This window comes from Achromobacter pulmonis (assembly GCF_902859765.1).
Taxonomy (GTDB): Bacteria; Pseudomonadota; Gammaproteobacteria; order Burkholderiales; family Burkholderiaceae_B; genus Achromobacter; species Achromobacter pulmonis.
The window spans coordinates 106079-123970 of record NZ_CADIJV010000006.1; the positions used below are offsets into that span (position 1 = coordinate 106079).

At 66.2% G+C, this 17892-nt stretch carries 22 protein-coding genes and 1 tRNA gene; 12 read left to right on the forward strand and 11 right to left on the reverse strand.

What is annotated here, in order from left to right; translation table 11 throughout:
* Positions 1 to 36: 36 nt before the first annotated feature.
* From HV701_RS07795 to HV701_RS07815, 5 genes are all read right to left on the reverse strand, one after another.
* Positions 37 to 1014, reverse strand: coding sequence for a bile acid:sodium symporter family protein (locus HV701_RS07795; RefSeq protein WP_175132500.1), 978 nt, complete (start codon positions 1012 to 1014; stop codon positions 37 to 39).
* A 135-nt stretch (positions 1015 to 1149) separates the two neighbouring features.
* Positions 1150 to 2130, reverse strand: coding sequence for a 4-hydroxythreonine-4-phosphate dehydrogenase PdxA (gene pdxA / locus HV701_RS07800; protein ID WP_175132501.1), 981 nt, complete (start codon positions 2128 to 2130; stop codon positions 1150 to 1152).
* Positions 2131 to 2160: 30 nt separating this feature from the next.
* Positions 2161 to 2469, reverse strand: coding sequence for a hypothetical protein (locus tag HV701_RS07805; protein WP_175132502.1), 309 nt, complete (start codon positions 2467 to 2469; stop codon positions 2161 to 2163).
* A gap of 113 nt (positions 2470 to 2582) precedes the next feature.
* On the reverse strand, positions 2583 to 3041 hold the full coding sequence (locus HV701_RS07810) for an Lrp/AsnC family transcriptional regulator (protein WP_175132503.1): 459 nt from the start codon (positions 3039 to 3041) through the stop codon (positions 2583 to 2585).
* 45 nt (positions 3042 to 3086) lie between these two features.
* Complete coding sequence (locus HV701_RS07815; protein ID WP_175132504.1) at positions 3087 to 3692, reverse strand: hypothetical protein; 606 nt, start codon at positions 3690 to 3692, stop codon at positions 3087 to 3089.
* Between the two features lie 137 nt (positions 3693 to 3829).
* Here HV701_RS07815 and HV701_RS07820 point away from each other — a divergent pair, with 137 nt between their 5' ends.
* Both HV701_RS07820 and HV701_RS07825 read left to right on the forward strand, forming a co-directional pair.
* Complete coding sequence (locus tag HV701_RS07820; RefSeq protein ID WP_175132505.1) at positions 3830 to 4075, forward strand: hypothetical protein; 246 nt, start codon at positions 3830 to 3832, stop codon at positions 4073 to 4075.
* 206 nt (positions 4076 to 4281) lie between these two features.
* Positions 4282 to 4536: a hypothetical protein gene (locus HV701_RS07825; protein WP_236754927.1), complete on the forward strand. Its 255-nt coding sequence runs from the start codon at positions 4282 to 4284 to the stop codon at positions 4534 to 4536.
* A gap of 9 nt (positions 4537 to 4545) precedes the next feature.
* Here HV701_RS07825 and HV701_RS07830 read toward each other — a convergent pair whose 3' ends face one another.
* Both HV701_RS07830 and HV701_RS07835 read right to left on the reverse strand, forming a co-directional pair.
* On the reverse strand, positions 4546 to 5112 hold the full coding sequence (locus HV701_RS07830) for a DedA family protein (RefSeq protein ID WP_175132507.1): 567 nt from the start codon (positions 5110 to 5112) through the stop codon (positions 4546 to 4548).
* On the reverse strand, positions 5109 to 6548 hold the full coding sequence (locus HV701_RS07835; protein ID WP_175132508.1) for an aminotransferase-like domain-containing protein: 1440 nt from the start codon (positions 6546 to 6548) through the stop codon (positions 5109 to 5111). The genes HV701_RS07830 and HV701_RS07835 overlap by 4 nt, the downstream gene beginning before the upstream one ends.
* Positions 6549 to 6717: 169 nt before the next feature.
* On the opposite strand from HV701_RS07835, the gene HV701_RS07840 reads away from it, so the two are divergent.
* The 4 genes from HV701_RS07840 to HV701_RS07855 all read left to right on the forward strand — a co-directional run bounded on the left by HV701_RS07840 (position 6718) and on the right by HV701_RS07855 (position 9300).
* Positions 6718 to 7098: a hypothetical protein gene (locus HV701_RS07840; protein ID WP_175132509.1), complete on the forward strand. Its 381-nt coding sequence runs from the start codon at positions 6718 to 6720 to the stop codon at positions 7096 to 7098.
* A 20-nt stretch (positions 7099 to 7118) separates the two neighbouring features.
* Positions 7119 to 7195 (forward strand) — tRNA-Met (locus HV701_RS07845).
* 221 nt (positions 7196 to 7416) lie between these two features.
* Positions 7417 to 7761 (forward strand): hypothetical protein, encoded by a 345-nt coding sequence (locus HV701_RS07850; RefSeq protein WP_175132510.1) that lies wholly within the window; start codon positions 7417 to 7419, stop codon positions 7759 to 7761.
* Between the two features lie 255 nt (positions 7762 to 8016).
* The gene (locus HV701_RS07855) at positions 8017 to 9300 is read left to right on the forward strand and encodes a TIGR03862 family flavoprotein (protein ID WP_175132511.1); all 1284 of its coding nucleotides are present in this window, start codon (positions 8017 to 8019) and stop codon (positions 9298 to 9300) included.
* 6 nt (positions 9301 to 9306) lie between these two features.
* Here HV701_RS07855 and HV701_RS07860 read toward each other — a convergent pair whose 3' ends face one another.
* Positions 9307 to 9708: a hypothetical protein gene (locus tag HV701_RS07860; RefSeq protein WP_175132512.1), complete on the reverse strand. Its 402-nt coding sequence runs from the start codon at positions 9706 to 9708 to the stop codon at positions 9307 to 9309.
* Positions 9709 to 9761: 53 nt separating this feature from the next.
* Positions 9762 to 10121 carry a hypothetical protein gene (locus HV701_RS07865; RefSeq protein WP_175132513.1) on the reverse strand — a complete coding sequence of 120 codons (360 nt, stop codon included), beginning with the start codon at positions 10119 to 10121 and terminating at the stop codon, positions 9762 to 9764.
* Positions 10122 to 10267: 146 nt separating this feature from the next.
* Between HV701_RS07865 and HV701_RS07870 the strand changes: the two genes are divergently transcribed.
* The 5 genes from HV701_RS07870 to HV701_RS07890 all read left to right on the forward strand — a co-directional run bounded on the left by HV701_RS07870 (position 10268) and on the right by HV701_RS07890 (position 14306).
* Complete coding sequence (locus HV701_RS07870) at positions 10268 to 10399, forward strand: entericidin A/B family lipoprotein (RefSeq protein ID WP_006388387.1); 132 nt, start codon at positions 10268 to 10270, stop codon at positions 10397 to 10399.
* Positions 10400 to 10527: 128 nt separating this feature from the next.
* Positions 10528 to 10953 carry a BPTD_2524 family lipoprotein gene (locus HV701_RS07875; RefSeq protein WP_175132514.1) on the forward strand — a complete coding sequence of 142 codons (426 nt, stop codon included), beginning with the start codon at positions 10528 to 10530 and terminating at the stop codon, positions 10951 to 10953.
* A gap of 2 nt (positions 10954 to 10955) precedes the next feature.
* Positions 10956 to 11369: a hypothetical protein gene (locus tag HV701_RS07880; RefSeq protein ID WP_175132515.1), complete on the forward strand. Its 414-nt coding sequence runs from the start codon at positions 10956 to 10958 to the stop codon at positions 11367 to 11369.
* Between the two features lie 100 nt (positions 11370 to 11469).
* Positions 11470 to 12762 carry an aspartate carbamoyltransferase gene (locus tag HV701_RS07885; RefSeq protein ID WP_175132516.1) on the forward strand — a complete coding sequence of 431 codons (1293 nt, stop codon included), beginning with the start codon at positions 11470 to 11472 and terminating at the stop codon, positions 12760 to 12762.
* 131 nt (positions 12763 to 12893) lie between these two features.
* A complete protein-coding gene (locus tag HV701_RS07890) occupies positions 12894 to 14306 on the forward strand; it encodes a diguanylate cyclase (protein ID WP_175132517.1) in 1413 nt (470 codons plus the stop codon).
* A gap of 67 nt (positions 14307 to 14373) precedes the next feature.
* Here HV701_RS07890 and HV701_RS07895 read toward each other — a convergent pair whose 3' ends face one another.
* Positions 14374 to 15273 carry a recombination-associated protein RdgC gene (locus HV701_RS07895; protein ID WP_175132518.1) on the reverse strand — a complete coding sequence of 300 codons (900 nt, stop codon included), beginning with the start codon at positions 15271 to 15273 and terminating at the stop codon, positions 14374 to 14376.
* Positions 15274 to 15424: 151 nt separating this feature from the next.
* Here HV701_RS07895 and HV701_RS07900 point away from each other — a divergent pair, with 151 nt between their 5' ends.
* Positions 15425 to 15634: a hypothetical protein gene (locus tag HV701_RS07900; protein ID WP_175132519.1), complete on the forward strand. Its 210-nt coding sequence runs from the start codon at positions 15425 to 15427 to the stop codon at positions 15632 to 15634.
* 374 nt (positions 15635 to 16008) lie between these two features.
* Here the strand turns inward: HV701_RS07900 and HV701_RS07905 are convergent, their stop codons facing one another.
* On the reverse strand, positions 16009 to 17670 hold the full coding sequence (locus HV701_RS07905) for an MFS transporter (RefSeq protein WP_419761624.1): 1662 nt from the start codon (positions 17668 to 17670) through the stop codon (positions 16009 to 16011).
* Positions 17671 to 17892 lie beyond the last annotated feature (222 nt).

Genomic DNA, 17892 nt, shown 5'->3' on the forward strand with positions numbered 1-17892 from the left:
CGCCCTCGGGCGCGTTTTTTTGCTTGTGTGGCGGATTCACGCTTCCGTTTCGGGTCGCTTGCCGTAGCGCGCGGCCAGCACGCCGCAGACCATCAGCTGGATCTGGTGGAACAGCATCAGCGGCAGCACGATCGCGCCGACGGCATGGCCGGCGAACAGTACCTGGGCCATGGGAATGCCGCTGGCCAGGCTCTTTTTGGAGCCGCAGAACAGCAACGTGATGCGGTCCGGCAGGTTGAAGCCGAACACCTTGCCGGCCAGCGCCGACAGGCCCAGCGCCAGCGCCAGGATGACGGCGCAGCACACGACCAGGCCCAGCAGCGCCGGGACCGGCGTGGCGCTCCACAGGCCTTCGTTGATGGCTTCCGAGAACGCGGTGTAGACCACCAGCAGGATCGAGCCCTGGTCGACAAATTTCAGCATTGCCTTGCGCTTGTGCACCCAGGCGCCGATCCAGCGGCGCGCAACTTGCCCCAGCACGAACGGCAACAGCAGTTGCAGCATGATCTTGCCAACCGCGTCGAACGAGATCGGCGCGCTGCCGGCGTTGGCGACCACGGTGCCGACCAGCAACGGCGTCAGGAAGATGCCCAGCAGGCTCGAGGCCGAGGCGCTGCACACCGCCGCCGGGACGTTGCCGCGCGCCATGGAGGTAAAGGCGATGGCCGACTGCACCGTGGCCGGCAGGCAGCACAGGAACAGGATGCCGAGGTACAGCTCGGGCGTGACCAGTGGTTCCAACACCGGCTTGAGCGCCAGGCCCAGCAGCGGGAACATCAGGAAGGTGGCCGAGAAGATGGTGAGATGCAGCTTCCAGTGCGTGAGGCCGGCGATGATGGCTTCACGCGACAGGCGCGCGCCGTGCAGGAAGAACAGCAGGCCGACCGCGATGTTGGTGATCCAGCCGAACACCACCACGCCTTGCCCATGGGCGGGCACGATGCTGGCGATGATGACGGTGCAGATCAGGTAGAGGGTGAAGCGGTCGGGCAGGAGACGGACAAGGCGTGACATGGAGGGGGTAGAGGGGGGATGACGGAAAGCGGCGGCGCGCCGTGCGCGCCGGAATCGGGCCGTATTGTAGACGCGGGGGCGGGCAAGGCCGCGGGCAGGCCGGGGCGGGTGTCCGCCTGCCGGGCCTTTGCCGGCTCAGGGCGCCATGGCCAGGGCCAGGTCGAACGCGGCGATCAGCGAGGCCTGATCGGCCACGCCCTTGCCGGCGATATCGAAGGCGGTGCCGTGATCGACGCTGGTGCGCACGAACGGCAGGCCGACGGTGACGTTGACGCCATGGTCCACCCCCAGGTACTTCACGGGGATCAGGCCCTGGTCGTGGTACTGGGCCACCACGATGTCGAACTCGCCGCGGCGGGCGCGCATGAAGACAGTGTCGCCGGGCCAGGGGCCGCTGGCGTCGATGCCTTCGGCGCGCGCGCGGTCGATGGCCGGCGCGATGATGTCGAGGTCTTCGCGGCCGAACTTGCCGCCTTCGCCCGCGTGCGGATTCAGGCCCGCCACCGCCACGCGCGGCCGGGCGATGCCCATCTGGCGGCAGGCGCGGTCAGCCAGCCGCATGGCGGTCAACTCGGCTTCGGGGGTGATGCGCGCCATGACGTCCGCCAGTGCGACGTGGATGGTCACCAGCAGCACGCGCAGTTCGTCGTTGGCGAGCATCATGGCGAAGTCGCGGGTGCCGGAGCGCTCGGCCAGGATCTCGGTATGGCCGGGATAGTCGATGCCGCCGGCGTGCATGGATTGCTTGTTCAGCGGCGCCGTGACGATGGCGCGGATGCGACCGGCCCGGGCATCGTCGATGGCGGCGCAGACATAGTCATAGGCGGCGCGTCCGGCGGCGGCGTTGACCTCGCCATGAGGCAGGTCGGCCGGCAGGGCGGGGCCGCAGTTGACCACCTCGATGTGGCCGGCGTTGCCGTCGGCCTGGCCGACATGGGCGATCTCGCGGATTGCCAGGCGCGCGCCCAGCGCGGCGGCCGCGCGGCGCAGGGCGCCGGCATCGCCGTACACCACGCAAGGGGCATTCAGGCCCTGGGCGCAGGCCTTGACGACGATTTCGGGGCCGATGCCAGCGGCATCCCCCATGGTGATGCCCACGGGCGGGGGAGTGTTCAAGATGTGTTCCCGGTCGACGGCCTGGTGCGTTTACGGCTGCGCGTTCTTCGGCGGCTCGATCTCGCCGCATTCGAACGTGACGGTGGCGCGCTTGGAGCCCAGGCCGGTGGCATGGTTGGACGTAATGGCCGGCTTTTGCAGCTTGCGCCCGATGGACTGGCAGTACTGGTCGGCGCGCTGCAGCGCCTGGTTCTTGATTTCGACCCAGGTCAGCAGCTGCGTGCCGGAACTAAAGGTGACGCTGTAGGTGTTCTTGCCGGTGGACGTCACTTCGCTCATGCTGGAACAGGCGGCCAGCAGGGCGAGCAAGGCGGAGGCGAGGGCAAGGCGTGCGAACATGTTGGATCCGTGAAAGGCGACAAATCACATTACAACATTATGCCGCCCGGATCGGGCGGCCGTCACGACGCCGCGAATGTGGGCGCGAGGCGCCGGGCCACGCGGCGGGCGCTTCAGGGGGCGCCGACCGCGCTGCGGCGGTCGACCTTGCGGCTGAGCACGATGGAGGTCTGCGTCTGCTTCACGCCATCGATCAGGCCGATGCGGTCGAGCAGTTCGTCCAACTGTTCATGGGTCTCGCAGCGCAGGAAGATCAGGTAGTCATAAGGGCCGCTGACCGACGACACCTCCTCGACCTCGGGCATTTTCTCCAGTTCGCGTATCACGGCCGCGGGGGTCTTGGGCAGCACGCTGATGAAGCAATAGGCGCGCACCGCGGCCTCTTCGAGCAGGCGTCCCAGGCGCACGCCGTAGCCCGCCACGATGTGTTCGCGTTCGAGACGGGCGATACGCGCCACCACCGTGGTGCGCGCCAGGCCGAGCTTGCGCGCCAGGATGGCGGCGGGTTCGCGGGCGTTGGCCTGCAGCAGGCTGAGCAGTTGCCGGTCGATGGCGTCTAGGCGTTGGTTCATGCGCCCGACCATACAGGCGCGGCGCGGCGCGCGTCAATGCGCGCGTCAGCCGTCGGATTCGGGCGGCAGGCCGCCGCGGTAGATCCGGCCGTCGAAGGCAAAGCGTGTGAGGGTCCTGGAGGCCGCGTCGAACACCCGGTCGCGGCGCGCGGCATCTTCCGGCCGCGGCGGCGACAACGTGAGGCGGCACAGGTCGGCGCCGCTGTCATAGCGCGCCGCCTGCACCAGGTCGCTGGCGCCGAACGCATGGACATGGTGGGCGAACTCGCGCAATTGCTCCATTTCGTGGAACGCGCCGCGGTCGCTGATCAAGCGCATGCCGAACTTGGTTTCTTCCTCGGGCGCCGGAACCGGCGCCGGGGATGGGGCAGGCGTGTCGGGCGTGCCGTAGTCGAACTGCGCGCCGGCATCGCGCATCGCCGCCAGCACCTGCCGCCAGGCGGGTTCGTCCAGGGTCAGGCGGGCGGCCATCGCCAGCAGCCGTTGCCGGCCCAGGGCCCGCGGCTGCGGCCCGCCGACGTAGCTGGCCCATGGCACCGCTTCGTCCAGCCCGGCCAGTTCGGCCATTTGCGCGTCGTTGTAGCCCAGCCGTTCCTGCAGGCGCCGCAGCGAGGCCGCGTCGGGAGGCACATAATTGTCGATCGTCTTCATGGGTGTGCTCCGGTTGCGCCACACGCCGAGGGCGTGCCGCGCTACGCTTCATGCTAGCGCGGGCCGCCCGACTTGCCCAGCACGGCGGCGCGCCCATGCTAGGATTCGCGCCGACTTCATTGCCAGGAGACTTACCCGTGGAAACCCAGGAACAAATCGCCGTCATCGTGCATACCATCTCGCATCAGGGCGGCCGTATCGACGCGCTCAATACGGCGCTGCTGACCATGCTGCACCTGGCCAAGGCCTCGCCCGGCCTGCGCGAAGCGATCGAAGCGCAGCTCGAACAGAACTATTCCAGCCTGCTGGCCCGTTCCGAGAATCCGCAATACGTGGCGGGTTTCGAGAGTGTGCGCGATCAGATCGTCGCGGCATTTAAATAGGACCCACAACCGCCGGAGTTACCCACAACTTCTGTGGACAAGCCTTGGGATAGCGCGGGCATAGGAAGCCTTTTTCCTTTGTTTACAAAGGCTTGTAAAGCACGGTCAAAATCGGCGTCCACAACGTGCGTGGATGCGCCGCAACAGGGGCCGGCAGAGGTCTCGCAAGCCGGGTAATATGCCGGCCCATGCGGAATCAGTATCCATTGCAAGACCGGGGCCGTGGCCTCGCGGCCCGGGTCTCGGAAGCGGCAAAGCTGGCGGCGTTCGACCCCGGCAAGCTCTCCCCCGAGGCGCGCCAGAGCTGGGAGCGCCTGGGCCATGGCTTCAAGGCCTGGCATGACTTCGACCAGCGCCATCCGGTCCTGCGGCGCTTGGCGCTGCTGCCCTTCATCGGCCGGTTGTATCGCAAGGCGCGCCGCCGCCACGTACTGCGGGCCAACGGCGAGCTGGTGTTCTGAGCCGCGCCTTCAACGCTGCCGCCGGCGCGCATACAGGTGGTAAGCCAGCCATACCGCGGCCCCGATGGCGACCGCCACCGCCAGCTTGGTTTCAACGCCGTGCATGCGGCCGAGCAGGGACTCGATGGTCTGCCCGAACACATAGCCCAACAGGCTGAAGCACACCGCCCAGATGGCGGCGGCGATGGCGTTGAGCACCAGGAAGCGCATGGGTGAGACCTGCGACACGCCCAGCGCGACGGGCCCCACCGTGCGCAGGCCGTACAGGAAGCGCAGCGCCAGGATGAACCCGTGCGGATAGCGGTCGATGGCCGCCAGCGCCTTGCCGAACGCGGGTTGGGCGCGGATCCGCCGCACGTAGCGGTGCTCGCGGTATCGCCGGCCCAGGAGAAACAGGCCCTGGTCGGCCAGGAATGAGCCGGCGAATGCGCACAGCATGACGTAGGGCAGGTGCAGCAGCCGCTGGTGCGACAGGAAGCCCGCCAGCACCACCACGCTTTCACCTTCGAGCAGCGTTCCGCCCAGCACGGCCCACAGGCCGTAGTCGATGATGAACTGGTGCAAGTGCGGGTTCATGACTGGCGTTCGCTCACGATGCGCGCCAGCGTGGCCAAGGCCCGCGCCAGCTCGGGGGAATGGCGCTGGCCGCAGCTGATGCGCAGGAAATGGTTGTAGCGCGTACTGTTGGAGAACATGGCGCCTGGCGCCACCCGTATCCCCTGACGCAGGGCCGCCTCGAACACTTCCAGTCCCGAGCGGCCGTCCGGCATTTCCACCCACAGCAGCATGCCGCCGCGGGGCACGCTCAGGCGCGTGCCCGCCGGGAAATGCGCAGCGATGGCCTCGGCGGTCTGGTCGCGCTGTGTCTTCAATTGCCGGCGCAATCGCGTCAGGTGGCGGTCATACGCGCGCGAACCGAGGTAGTCGGCCACCGCCATCTGTGCCAGCGGTTCATTGGGCCGGCTCTGCGCGAATTTCAGCATGGCGATGCGGGCTTTCCAGCGGCCTCCCAGCAGCCAGCCCAGGCGCATGCCCGGCGCCAGTGTCTTGTGCAGCGATGAGCAATAAATGACGTTGCCGGTCGGGTCCCAGGACTTGGCCGCCGCCAGCGGCGTGTCGTCGTCGTTCAAGGCGCCATAGGTGTCGTCCTCGATCAGCGGCACCTGCTGGCGCTCGCACAGGGCCACCAGGCGGGCCTTTTCGGCATCGGGCATGACGCAACCCAGCGGATTCTGGAAATTCGGCACCACCACCACCGCGCGGATGTTGCCATGGGTCTGGAAGGCCAGGTCCAGCGCCTCGATGGACAGGCCGTGCTGTGGGCTGGTGGGGATCTCCAGGGCGCGCATGCCCAGGCTTTCCAGGATCTGCAGCAGGCCGAAGTAGGTGGGCGATTCGACGGCGATGGTGTCGCCCGGACGCGCCACCGCGCGCAACGCCAGGTTGAGGGCCTCGATGCAGCCGTGCGTGACGATCACGTCATCGGGCGTGGCATTGATGCCGTTGGCCAGGGCGCGCCGCGCCAGCACCGCGCGCAGGTGCGGATGACCTTGCGGCGGCACCGGGCTGACCAGCACGTGGGGCGAATGTCGCAGCGTGCGGATCATCGCTTGCTTCAGTTCTTCCATCGGGTAGGCCTCGGGCACCGCCGCGGCCAGCGCAAAATTGGCGCTGACCGGGTGGGCTTCGCATTTGGCGATGAAATCCGAGACGCGGTCATGGATGCCGACATACTGGGCGCTGCCCAGGGCCTGGCGGATATCCGGCTCATCGACGGGCGGGATGCTGTTGCGGCGCGGCTTGAGGACGAAATAGCCGGAACGCGGGCGGGCCTCGATCAGGCCGTCGTCCTCGAGCAGCCGGCAAGCCTGCAGCGCGGTGGAGAGGCTGACTTGGTGAGTGCGCACCAGGGCGCGCACCGACGGCATGCGCTGCGCCGGGGCCAGGACCCCGGTCTGGATGGCGCGCCGGTAATGGTTCGCCAAGCGTAGATATAGCGGTTGCGGGTCCATGCGCCGATCATGCTCCCTAGGGTGGGTTTGAGGGTAGGCACAGATTTCCGCAAAGTACACCATAACAGTGCTGAAATCGATAGGCTGCATCGGTACAGAAAGGGGAATTGTGTGGCTGTTGCGCAAAGCAGGGCTGGCGCAGACTGTGGGGGTCAGATTGGAGATACCCATGGCCCTTTTTCTTGCCCCTCAGCCGCACGCGCAACGTTTCGAACTTCTCTGCGGCGCCAGCCGCCCGCTCCGCCTGCGAGCCGGGGCGACCGTGGTTTGCGTCAGCGGCAGCCTGGTGGTGGCCGAGCCGCCATATCGGTCGGAACTGCCGCACGGCAGGTATCTGGCGCCTCCCGCGCGCCTGCATGCGGGCGAGAGCCACTACCTGGCCGAGCGGGCGTCGGTGATCCTGACCGCCCTGGTCCGGGCCGAAGTGATCTGCCTGCAACCGCCCGGCGCGATAGCCCGGATTTTGGCCTTCGCCGCCCGCCTGCCGGGCCTGGCAGACAAAAATAATGGGCCTGGTGGCGTCGGTGCGCTGCACAAGATTTCAAAATGATGTATGATTCACACATCAGACGCGGGGTGGAGCAGTCTGGCAGCTCGTCGGGCTCATAACCCGAAGGTCGTAGGTTCAAATCCTGCCCCCGCAACCAGTTTCAAGCAGTACCGGCGCCCGGCGTGGCCCGCATCAAGGCCCGCCGCCCGCCCAGCAGAAAACCGCGACATCCGTCGCGGTTTTTTTTCGTCCGCTGCTTGCCCTGCATCAAGCCATCGTTCCAGCCCGGAGTTTCCCGGGTGTAGGTGGCCGCACAGGGGCCGGGCGCTGCGCTACCATGGCTCAAGCGCGCGATTGCGCGACCTGTGAGGAGGGTCCATGGGCACGGCAAAATACGATCATCCCGGCTATGTCGCCGATACCGGCGTCGACGGCAAGTACCATGTGGGCCTGTGGTGCCCGCACGGCTATCCCGCGCATGTCCACATCGGCCGTCCCGCCGAGCGCGGCGATCCCCAGGCGCTGCTGCGGCTGCGCATTCCCGATGGGGTGTTCCAGTCCTTGTCCGACGATCCTGAAACCCTTTGCCGCCGCGCGCTGGGTCAGGCCTTGGGGTCCGGGTTGCTGCGTTCGGTGGGCGTCGATGGCGAATACCAGGAATTGCGCCTGCAGCTCGATGCCGAGCCCTGGCCGGGGCCGATGCGGGCCGCCGGCAACGCCTAGCGGTTACGCCCGGCGCGCTGAGGACGGGAAGCGAGGGGGCATCGTAGTTACCCACAGCGACTGTGGACAAGCCTTGGGATAGGCGCTGCGCATCTGCCAATATCGCCGCCATATCAATGGCTTGGCGGTGGCGATGAAAAAATGCTCCCCGCGTGGCACTGGCCTGTCCGGTTGCCGCAGGGGGGGGCGGGGACGCGTGCGACAATCGCAGCCCCGCCGGCGTGTCTCGCCCCGGCTTTTCCGAATCGTGTTTCCATGTCTACGCATCCGCATCCCCTCGATGTCGCCATCAACCTGTCCGGCAAGCGCGTGGCCGTCATCGGTGGCGGGCCGGCCGGCCTGATGGCGGCCGAGGGTCTGGCTGCGCGGGGCGCGCAGGTCGATGTCTACGACGCCATGCCGTCGGTCGGCCGGAAATTCCTGATGGCCGGCCGCGGCGGCCTGAATCTGACGCATAGCGAACCTGCCGCGCCGTTCCTGGCGCGCTATGGTGAACGCGCCGCGCAGATTGCCCCCTGGTTGCGCGAACTCGACGCCAATGGCCTGCGCCTATGGGCGCAGCAACTTGGCATCGAAACCTTCGTGGGGTCGTCGGGCCGCGTCTTCCCCGCCGAGATGAAAGCGGCGCCGCTGCTGCGAGCCTGGCTGGCCCGGCTGCGCGCCGCTGGCGTGCGATTCCACATGCGTCATCGCTGGCTCGGTTGGCCGGCGGCGGTGGCGCCCAGCGCGGCCGGGTTGCGCTTCCAGGCGCCGGACGGGGGTCTGGCACGGGATGCCGACGCCGTGGTGCTGGCGCTGGGCGGGGGCAGTTGGGCCAGGCTCGGATCGGATGGCGCCTGGCTGCCGGGATTGGCCGCGCACGGCATCGCCACGGCGCCGTTGCGCGCCGCCAATTGCGGTTTCGAGGTGGGCTGGTCGGAACATTTCCGCCAGCGCCACGCTGGCCAGCCGGTCAAATCGGTCACCCTGCGCTGTGTCGGCGCGGCCGGCCCCGGGCATGCCCGCCAGGGGGAATTCGTGGTCACGGAAAGTGGCATCGAGGGCAGCCTGGTGTATGCCTTGTCGGCCGGCTTGCGCGACCGGATCGAAGCCACCGGGCACGCCATCGCCTTGCTTGACCTGGCGCCCGGCTGGAGCGGCGAAAAAGTGCTGGCGGCGGTGACCCATCCGCGTGGTGCGCGCTCGATGTCGAGCCATCTGCAGAGCCGCCTGGGGCTGACGGGCGTCAAGGCCGGTTTGTTGCGTGAGTGTGCCGGGCCCGAGGCTTTCCGCGACCCGGCGCAACTGGGGAGGCTGATCAAGGCTTTGCCGCTGCGGCTCGAGCGTCCGCGGCCCATTGATGAGGCCATCAGCACGGCGGGCGGAGTCCGCTTCGAGGCACTGACGCCGGGACTGATGGTGCGGGCGGCGCCCGGGGTATTCTGCGCGGGCGAAATGCTGGACTGGGAAGCGCCCACGGGGGGCTATCTGCTGACCGCCTGCATGGCCAGCGGCGTGGTCGCCGCGGCAGGCGTGGCGGCGTTCCTGGCGGCGCGTTGAGCGGGTTCAGGAGCCGCGGGGATACGAGGAGGAACCCTGTGGCGGGCGTGGCGCCAGGTCGTTGACCACATGGCCGACCACCGCCGGGCCATCGGGCTGCGTGGCGATGCCGATCACCCGGGTGATGGCGCTGGCTGGCATGGCGGTGCCCTGGCCGGGGTCCTGCACCAACTGCCAGATCCTGGCTTCATTGGGCAGGTCGGCGGCATGCGCACCATCCGATCCATCGAGACAATCGCAAGCGAATACCGACCAGTCAGCGGCGCTGCAGGGCAGGCCGTGCGCGGTGGCCAGTCGCGCCAAGGCCAGAGGCGCATCCGCCTGGCTGGCGGCGTGCTGGGCGGCGGCGCCCAGCGAAACGTCCAGCGACAGCAGGCGGAGGAACTCTACGACATTGTCTGTATTCATTCTGCGGTCTCCCTTTCTGGTAGAGCTGTTCTGGAGGTACGTCCGATGCCGGGTCAGCCGGGGCCTTGTCCCAGCATCGCAACCAGCGATTGCTTCAGCCGCGCCGAAAAAATGGGTACCGTATGCGAGACGCCGTCACGATCGACGCCTTCCTTGAGCTGCACCGATTGGCCAAGGAAGATATCGGGCGCGGCGGCAATGCCGTTGTATCGGGCCAGCAGGTCGTCGACCTGCTGCTGGGCATCGGCCAGCGTGCTGCTGGCGGCAAGTTGGCCGGCCGTGTGTGCCTGGAGGATGCGGTGCAGATCGTCGATGAAGAGGGCCAATGCCGCCTGCCCCCGGCATTGCGGCTGTTCCCAGCCCCAGGGCTGGGGGGAGCCGCCGTTGTTTTCCGATACGTGTTTCTTGGTCATTTCCGCATCCTAATCCATTGCCGCCAAATACGCGACAGGCGCGCACTGGGGTGGGCGATCGCGTGGCCGCTGTGCGCGCGGCTGCGCAAATCGCGGCCTTTGCGGTATGCTGGCTTCGGTTTCCACGCCTCGATAGGAGATGTCCAATGAAGAACAAAGTGATTCTCGTCATGCTGCTTTCGATCGCTGCCATGTCGGCGGGGTGCAATACCGTTGCAGGGGCCGGCAAGGACATCCAGCGCGGCGGTGAAAAGATTGAGGGCGCCGCGACCAAATAAGGGGCTTGACGTCCCACGCGCCAAGGGCGCGACCAGGGCCACGCGGAAATGTTGCGGCATTTCGGGCGTGGCCTTTTTGTGGCCGCTGGCATAATCGCGGGAGTCCGAATCCGAAGGCAGGAAGAATCATGCGCAAGTCTGTATGGGTGGGTGTCACGTTGATGGCGGTGCTGGGCGGCTGCGCCAGCACCGGTGTCTATGAGTCGGACACCGTGGTGAAAGACACCTTCATCGTGGATACCAATTACCAGGCGGCGTTCCGCCGCGCCGGCGAATATGTGCGCACCTGCCACGTCAACGTGCAGCACCCGTACCACGTGACCTATGCCTGGAAACACGTCCTGGGCGAGAAGGGCGCCCCCGACGAAGTGCAGGTCTACAAGGTGGGTGAAACCGCCAAGATCCTCGAATTGATCTCGGCTGAAGCCGATGGCCCGGCCAAGGCCAAAGTGACGGTCACGGTGCTCGGCGAAGGGCGTTGGGACGCGGCCGAGATCGCCGCCGCGCGCGCCTCGATCCAGAGTGCCACGCCGGTCTGCCGCAAGGACGGCTAGGCATGGATCCGCGCGCCCCGCAGATGCGCGCCGCCGGCCTGCCGTTTGCGTTGCTGGCGGGCGCCTTTCGCTTTCTGGGCTGGCTCAACGGCATCGCGGCGCTGGGCCTGGCGGCGTTTGCGCTGGGCATGGTGGGCGGCGATATCGCCGCCCCCGACCTGCAATTGCCTTTGTTGTTATTGCTGGCTGGCCTGCTGGCGGCCTGCCTGGGTGTCGGGTTCGCCTACGTGGCGCAGATCAGCCTGTTGCGCCAGGGCTACACCGGTCGGTCGACGCGTGGCCACTTGCCGGCGCAATGGCTGGCCCTGCTTTGCTATCTGGCCAGTGCGCTGGCGTTCTGCGCCGGTTGCTGGCTGGCGGCCGGCCAGGCCGCGACGGATCCCGCGCAACAGTTGACGACCTACGCCCGGACCTGATTTTCCAGGGAAAACCCGTGTGCGCAAAAGTGTTGGACACGCACTTGCGTTGAGAATAATATGCGCAGTGCGTATATAAACCCTCTATCCGGGACCTGTCATGACCATTTCCCAGCAAGCCTTCCTGCGCGACGCCATGCGCCGCCTGAATCTCACGCGCGATGTCTTCGCGACCCGGATCGGCGTGAAGCGCCGCGCCCTGGATACCTGGCTGCTGCCGGAGGGGTCGCAGGAATTCCGCGCGATGCCGGAAGTGGTGCAGCGTTTTGTCAGCGAAATCGTGCAGAACGGCGTCTTGCTCGAAAAATATACGCAAAGCGTACAAGAGGGCCCGCTGCGTGATCGCATCGCCGTGGAGGGCAAGCATCAGTTGCTGTCGGTCGACCAGTTCACCCGCGATTCGGTCGAGGATCTGTTCCGCGTTGCCGACATGATGCAGCCCATCGCGCGGCGCCAGAAGGTCTCGCGCGTGCTCGAAGGCGCAGTGCTCGGCAACCTGTTTTTCGAGGCCAGCACGCGTACCCGTGTCAGTTTCGGCTCGGCTTTCTGCCGCCTGGGCGGCTCGGTCTGCGACACTACCGGCTTCACGTTCTCGTCGATGGCCAAGGGTGAATCCATCTATGACACCAGCCGCGTCATGAGCGGCTATGTCGACGCCATGGTGATCCGCCATCCGGACCAGGGTTCGGTCGCTGAATTCGCGCGGGCCACCAATATCCCGGTGGTCAACGGCGGCGATGGCCCCGGCGAGCACCCCAGCCAGGCCCTGCTGGACCTGTACACGATCCTGACCGAGTTCTCGCGCCTGGGCAAGCTGCTGGACGGCGCCCACATCGCCATGGTCGGCGACCTGAAATACGGCCGTACCGTGCATTCGCTGATCAAGCTGATGGCGCTGTACAAGAACGTCAAGTTCTCGCTGGTGTCGCCCAAGGGCCTGGAAATGCCGTCCTATATCATCGAGCAGGCCAGCCGCAACGGCAATGTCATCGAGCAGAAGACCTCGCTGGCAGAGGGACTGGCGGGCGCCGACGTGATCTACGCCACGCGCGTGCAGAAAGAGCGCTTCGCCAACGAAGAGAACGAAGGCTACACGCCCGACTTCCAGATCAACCGCGCCATCATCGACGCCTACTGCGGCCCGGACACCATCGTCATGCATCCGCTGCCGCGCGACAGCCGGCCGGGCGCCAACGACTTGAGCGTGGACCTGAACCATGATCCGCGCCTGGCGATCTTCCGCCAGACCGACAACGGCATTCCCATCCGCATGGCCATCTTCGCCGTGCTGCTGGGCGTGGAAGGGCTGGTGCAGCATTCGCTGCGTGACGTGACGTGGCAGCATCCGTCGCATATCGGTCCCGATGATTCGGTGTTCCACGGTCTGGAATAAGACGTCCGCGGGACAGCGTGGCACGGCCGCCGCGAGGGCCGTCGCCAGCGATTTCAAGCATAATCCGCGCTGGTTTTTCCTGTCGCGTGTCGTTCCGAGACACGCCGTGGAATCTTCGGTCGGATGGTCTTATGTCTTCGAGCAGTCGCGCAGTTCCGTCGTCTCCTGAGCCCGCCGGGCAGGCGTGCTACCTGAGCGCGTCAAACACCCATGCCTGGCAGGCGGTCTATTCCTCGGTCGATTCGTATACCCGAGGCCAGGTGGCGGCGGTGGTGTCCGACAGCGCCGACGAATTGGTCGCCGCTTTCTATTCCACCCTGCTGGCCGATGCCGAGGCTGGCCCGCGCCTGTCACACGAGATTGTCTCCTCCCGCCTGCATCAAGGCATGAAAGGCTGGCTCAGGGGCCTGCTATGCGTGCGCGACCAGGGCGACATCGCGGCGCTGATGGCAACGCAGAAGAAGGTGGGCGAGGTGCATGCGCGCGTGCACATCCCGATCCATCTGGTGATGGCCGGCGCCCGGGTCCTGAAGAACGAGATCGCCCAGCGCCTGCGCGCCAGTGACCTGGATGGCGTGGCGGCGTCGATCGCGACCCAATACGTCTGTAATCTGTTCGATCTGGCGATCGAGCAGATGAGCCGCGCCTTCATGCGCGATATCAACCGCGGCGCCCGCAACGACGAGGCCTACCGCCTGTTCGCGTTGGGTCAGAATATCGCGACCGAGCGCGAGCGCCAGCGCGCCGCGTTGCTCGAATGGAGCCAGGCGGTACTGATCGGCCTGCACTACCGCGCACCCGAGCAAGTGTTGCCACGGCTGGCGGCCTCCGAGTTCGGCCTGTGGCTGCAGCATAAGGGTGGGGTGCTGTTCGAGAGCGCCCCGGCGCTGCGTCAGATCACCGGCGCGGTGGCGCGGCTCGACGATGTGGTGCTACCCGCCTTGCTGCAAGGCGGCCCGCAGGCCTTGCCGGACCAGGTGCGCGAACTGCAGGAACTGGTGGCGCGCATCAAGCACCTGCTCAACGGCCTGTTCGACATGGTGGCCGAGATCGAGAGCGGCAGCGACCCGCTGACCCATGTGCTGAACCGGCGCTTCCTGCCGTCGGTGGTCGGGCGCGAAATCCTGATCGCCACGCGCGAGCACACGTCGTTCTCGGTGTTGCTGTTGGATATCGATCACTTCAAGGCCATCAACGACCAGCACGGCCATTCGGGCGGGGACCAGGTATTGCGCCAGTTCGCCGAAGTGGTGCACCAGTCCTGTCGCTCCAGCGATTTCGTGTTCCGTTATGGAGGCGAGGAGTTCCTGGTGGTGCTGGTCGACACGGGGCGCGAGGCCGCGCTGGCGGTGGCCGAAAAGCTGGGCGCGGAGATCCGCCGCCACACGTTCGTGATTCCCGAGGCGGGCAGCCTGCGCATCACCGCCAGTATTGGCGTGGCGACCTTCGATGGGCATCCGGATTATGCCTACCTGATCGAACGCGCCGACAAGGCGCTGTACCAGGCCAAGCAGTCAGGCCGTGACCGCAGCGTGGCCGCCTGAGGCGGGCGCCCAGCCATGAAAAAGGCCGCCCCCTCGGGAGCGGCCCATCGGTCAGCCCGCGCGTCGATCAGATCTTCTTTTCGCCGCCCAGCGCCTCGACCAGCTCGGCCAGCATCTTGGCCAGCTCGCCGGTCATGAGCATCATGTCGGAGTCGAACTTCTCGTCGTCATTGGCGGCGACGGTATCGTTGCCTTCCTTGAGCACGTCCAGCGGCGCGACGCGCTTGACGTCCAGGCCCTCGGTCAGCACGAACGAGATACGGTCGGCCCAGGTCATGGCCAGGCGGGTGCACTGTTTGCCGGCCTGGATGTGGCGGCGCACGTCGTCGGCATCGATCGAGTGCTTGACGTAGCGGATGGCCGCGCCGCTCTCGCCCGAGGAGCGCAATTCGGTGTCCTGGTCGATGCTGAAGTTGGACGGCGCCTCGTCCTCGGCCAGCCAGCCGGTCATGGCCGACGCCGGCGACTGCGCGACGTACAGGTTCTCGAGCGGGAACGGATCCACGCACTTGGCCAGCAGGCCGATGACTTCGTCGGCCTTGGCCGAAGCGGCGGCATCGATCACCAGCCAGTGGTTCTGCGGGTCGATCCAGACGCGGGTGTCGCGGTACACGCTGAAGGCGCGTGGCAGCAGCTCGTCGGTGACGCGCTCCTTGATTTCCTTCATCTGTTTGCGGCCCGGCTTGTAGCCCTGCTGCTCTTCGATTTCCTGGGCGCGCGCCTTGGCGACCTGGTTGATGACGGTGCTGGGCAGCAGTTTTTTCTCGGCGCGCAGATTCAGCAGGATCTGCCCGCCCACGACGTGGGCCAGCCCGCCGTTTTCGCGCGGCGGCACCCAGCCCAGGCTTTGCATTTCGAGGTTGTTGCCGGCTTGGTAGGCATGCCGCGCGAGCGTTTCTTCAAGCTGCTCGCCGGTCAGCGTCCACGGCGAGGAAAGACGGTAAATCTTGAGATTCTTGAACCACATGAGCGTCGGCCAAAAGGGTTGATTCTATACGACGCGGGCCCCTTTGCCGTCGCGGCGCAATACGATGGGGCGAGGCGACACGTTCTGTCACTGACAGGGCATCGGCCTTGAGGTAACGTCCGCGACATCCCTGTGCAATAGGAGAAGAAGCATGAAGATCGTCGGCGCCATCCTGATCGTGCTGGGCGTTGCCGCCCTGGCCTACAAGGGCTTTAGCTACAAGTCCGAGGAAACCGTGTTGCAGGTCGGCTCGGTCAAGGCCACGGCCGAGACCGAGAAGTCCGTGCCGATTCCGATGTGGGCCGGGATTGCCGCGATCGTGGCGGGCGTGCTGGTCATCGGGGTCGGCATGCGCCGTTGAGGCGTCTGGCCCGGAAATCGGGAGGCGGCCGGATTCCGGCCGCTTTTTTTTGCGCCGGCACTTCCGGCCGCGCAAAAAAAGCGGCCCGGCTCAATAGAGGCCGGGCCGGTACGGGAGCACACAATACCGCGTCATAAAAGGCTCGCGGGGAACGCGGTATCGGTGTCAGAACACTAGCCCTGCAATCGCCTGGCAGGGGGATCAATCGCCGGACGATGAGGCGCAAGGCCGTAATCTGAGGCGCCAGTCTAACGGTGAGGGTCTGACAGCGTCCTGAATCAGCCTGGCCCGCGCAGGGGGCAAAAAAAAAGCTCCCGAGGGAGCTTTTGAAAGGCCGGGCAGGCGCAGCAGTCCCGCCCGGCGGGGGATGGTCGTTAGGTGTTGATGTCGTTGTCCTTGGATTCGCGCACGAACAGCGTGCCGACAACCAGGGTCATGACCGCGATGATGATCGGATACCACAGGCCATCGTAGATGTTGCCAGTGGCAGCCACCACGGCGAAGGCCACCGGGGGCAGGAAGCCGCCGAACCAGCCATTGCCGATGTGATAGGGCAGGCTCATCGAGGTGTAGCGGATGCGGGTCGGGAACATTTCGACCAGCATCGCGGCGATCGGGCCGTACACCATGGTCACGTAGATCACCAGAATGGTCAGCAGGACCACGACCATGACGTTGTTGGTCTGCGCCGGGTCGGCCTTGGCCGGATAACCGTGGCTGCGGATCGCGCTGGTCAGGGCGGTGTTCAGTTCGGCGGTCTTGGCCTTGAAGTCGGCCGGCGCCATGCCCTTGCCCTCGAACGAGGGGAACTCGTCATTGCCGATCTTGACCTTGGCGACCGAACCGGCCGGGGCCGCTTCGTTCTTGTAGTTCACCGAGTTACGGGCCATGAACGACTTGACCACGTCGCAGGAGCTGGTGAATGAAGCCGTGCCTACCGGGTTGAACTGGAACGAGCAGGTGGCCGGGTCGGCGATGACCGTGACCGGGGCGCTCGCCTGCGCTTTTTCGAGCGCGGGGTTGGCGAAGTGCGTCAGTCCCTGGAAGATCGGGAAGTAGGTCGCGGCGGCGATGAGGCAGCCCGCCATGATGATGGGTTTGCGACCGATCTTGTCCGACAGTGCGCCGAATATCACGAAGAACGGGGTGCCGATCAGCAGCGCGACCGCGATCATGATGTTGGCGGTATTGGCATCGACCTTCAGGGTCTGCGTCAGGAAGAACAGGGCATAGAACTGGCCCGTGTACCAGACCACGGCCTGGCCGGCGGTCAGGCCCAGCAGCGCCAGCAGCACGACCTTCAGGTTCTTCCATTGGCCGAACGATTCGGCGATCGGGGCCTTCGAGCCCTTGCCTTCTTCCTTCATGCGCTTGAAGGTCGGCGACTCGTTCAGTTGCAGGCGGATCCACACCGAGATGCCCAGCAGCACGACCGAGATCAGGAACGGGATGCGCCAGCCCCAAGCCTTGAAATCGTCTTCACCCATGACCGTGCGGATGCCCAGGATCACCAGCAGTGACAGGAACAGGCCGAGCGTGGCGGTGGTCTGAATCCAGGACGTATAGAAGCCACGGCGGCCGTGGGGCGCGTGCTCGGCGACGTAGGTGGCGGCGCCACCGTATTCGCCGCCCAGCGCCAGGCCTTGCAGCAGGCGCAGGAGGATCAGGATGGCGGGGGCGGCCAGGCCGATGCTGGCGTAGCTGGGCAGCACGCCCACCAGGAAGGTGGACAGGCCCATGATCACGATGGTGACCAAGAAGGTGTACTTGCGTCCGACCAGATCGCCCAGGCGGCCGAACACCAGCGCGCCGAAGGGGCGCACCGCAAAGCCGGCGGCAAACGCCAGCAGCGCGAAGATGAAGCCCGCGGTCGGGTTCACGCCGGAAAAGAAGTGCTGGGCAATGATCGCGGCCAGCGAACCGTAAAGGTAGAAGTCGTACCACTCAAACACCGTGCCCAGCGACGAGGCAAAGATGACGCGGCGTTCATCCTTGGTCATCGGGCGCGGATCCGCGGATGGACCGCGGCCTGCCATGGTAGTTGTGCTCATGATGTCTCCTCGATTTTTCTGGCCGGCGGTTTTCCGCCGTGCTTGACCCTCCGCCGGCAGCACCGACATCGAGCTATGACAAGGTTGAAACGTGAGGCTGACTAGGTTCTGACGCGATCCTTACCTGAATCTTAAAATTGCAACAAAAAGAAACTTCATTAGGGAGAGTTAGGGATAGTCCTAGGGACGGAGTGGGGAACTCATGGC

What these genes read in the sequence shown, in the direction of transcription:
- HV701_RS07815 (WP_175132504.1), bottom strand. Translation starts at nt 3,692, where the DNA reads ATGAAGACGATCGACAATTATGTGCCTCCCGACGCGGCCTCGCTGCGG.
- HV701_RS07805 (WP_175132502.1), bottom strand. Translation starts at nt 2,469, where the DNA reads ATGTTCGCACGCCTTGCCCTCGCCTCCGCCTTGCTCGCCCTGCTGGCC.
- HV701_RS07880 (WP_175132515.1), top strand. Translation starts at nt 10,956, where the DNA reads ATGGATCCGCGCGCCCCGCAGATGCGCGCCGCCGGCCTGCCGTTTGCG.
- HV701_RS07810 (WP_175132503.1), bottom strand. Translation starts at nt 3,041, where the DNA reads ATGAACCAACGCCTAGACGCCATCGACCGGCAACTGCTCAGCCTGCTG.
- HV701_RS07795 (WP_175132500.1), bottom strand. Translation starts at nt 1,014, where the DNA reads ATGTCACGCCTTGTCCGTCTCCTGCCCGACCGCTTCACCCTCTACCTG.
- HV701_RS07905 (WP_419761624.1), bottom strand. Translation starts at nt 17,670, where the DNA reads ATGGCAGGCCGCGGTCCATCCGCGGATCCGCGCCCGATGACCAAGGAT.
- HV701_RS07875 (WP_175132514.1), top strand. Translation starts at nt 10,528, where the DNA reads ATGCGCAAGTCTGTATGGGTGGGTGTCACGTTGATGGCGGTGCTGGGC.
- HV701_RS07900 (WP_175132519.1), top strand. Translation starts at nt 15,425, where the DNA reads ATGAAGATCGTCGGCGCCATCCTGATCGTGCTGGGCGTTGCCGCCCTG.
- HV701_RS07895 (WP_175132518.1), bottom strand. Translation starts at nt 15,273, where the DNA reads ATGTGGTTCAAGAATCTCAAGATTTACCGTCTTTCCTCGCCGTGGACG.
- HV701_RS07840 (WP_175132509.1), top strand. Translation starts at nt 6,718, where the DNA reads ATGGCCCTTTTTCTTGCCCCTCAGCCGCACGCGCAACGTTTCGAACTT.
- HV701_RS07870 (WP_006388387.1), top strand. Translation starts at nt 10,268, where the DNA reads ATGAAGAACAAAGTGATTCTCGTCATGCTGCTTTCGATCGCTGCCATG.
- HV701_RS07865 (WP_175132513.1), bottom strand. Translation starts at nt 10,121, where the DNA reads ATGACCAAGAAACACGTATCGGAAAACAACGGCGGCTCCCCCCAGCCC.
- HV701_RS07860 (WP_175132512.1), bottom strand. Translation starts at nt 9,708, where the DNA reads ATGAATACAGACAATGTCGTAGAGTTCCTCCGCCTGCTGTCGCTGGAC.
- HV701_RS07885 (WP_175132516.1), top strand. Translation starts at nt 11,470, where the DNA reads ATGACCATTTCCCAGCAAGCCTTCCTGCGCGACGCCATGCGCCGCCTG.
- HV701_RS07835 (WP_175132508.1), bottom strand. Translation starts at nt 6,548, where the DNA reads ATGGACCCGCAACCGCTATATCTACGCTTGGCGAACCATTACCGGCGC.
- HV701_RS07830 (WP_175132507.1), bottom strand. Translation starts at nt 5,112, where the DNA reads ATGAACCCGCACTTGCACCAGTTCATCATCGACTACGGCCTGTGGGCC.
- HV701_RS07855 (WP_175132511.1), top strand. Translation starts at nt 8,017, where the DNA reads ATGTCTACGCATCCGCATCCCCTCGATGTCGCCATCAACCTGTCCGGC.
- HV701_RS07890 (WP_175132517.1), top strand. Translation starts at nt 12,894, where the DNA reads ATGTCTTCGAGCAGTCGCGCAGTTCCGTCGTCTCCTGAGCCCGCCGGG.
- HV701_RS07850 (WP_175132510.1), top strand. Translation starts at nt 7,417, where the DNA reads ATGGGCACGGCAAAATACGATCATCCCGGCTATGTCGCCGATACCGGC.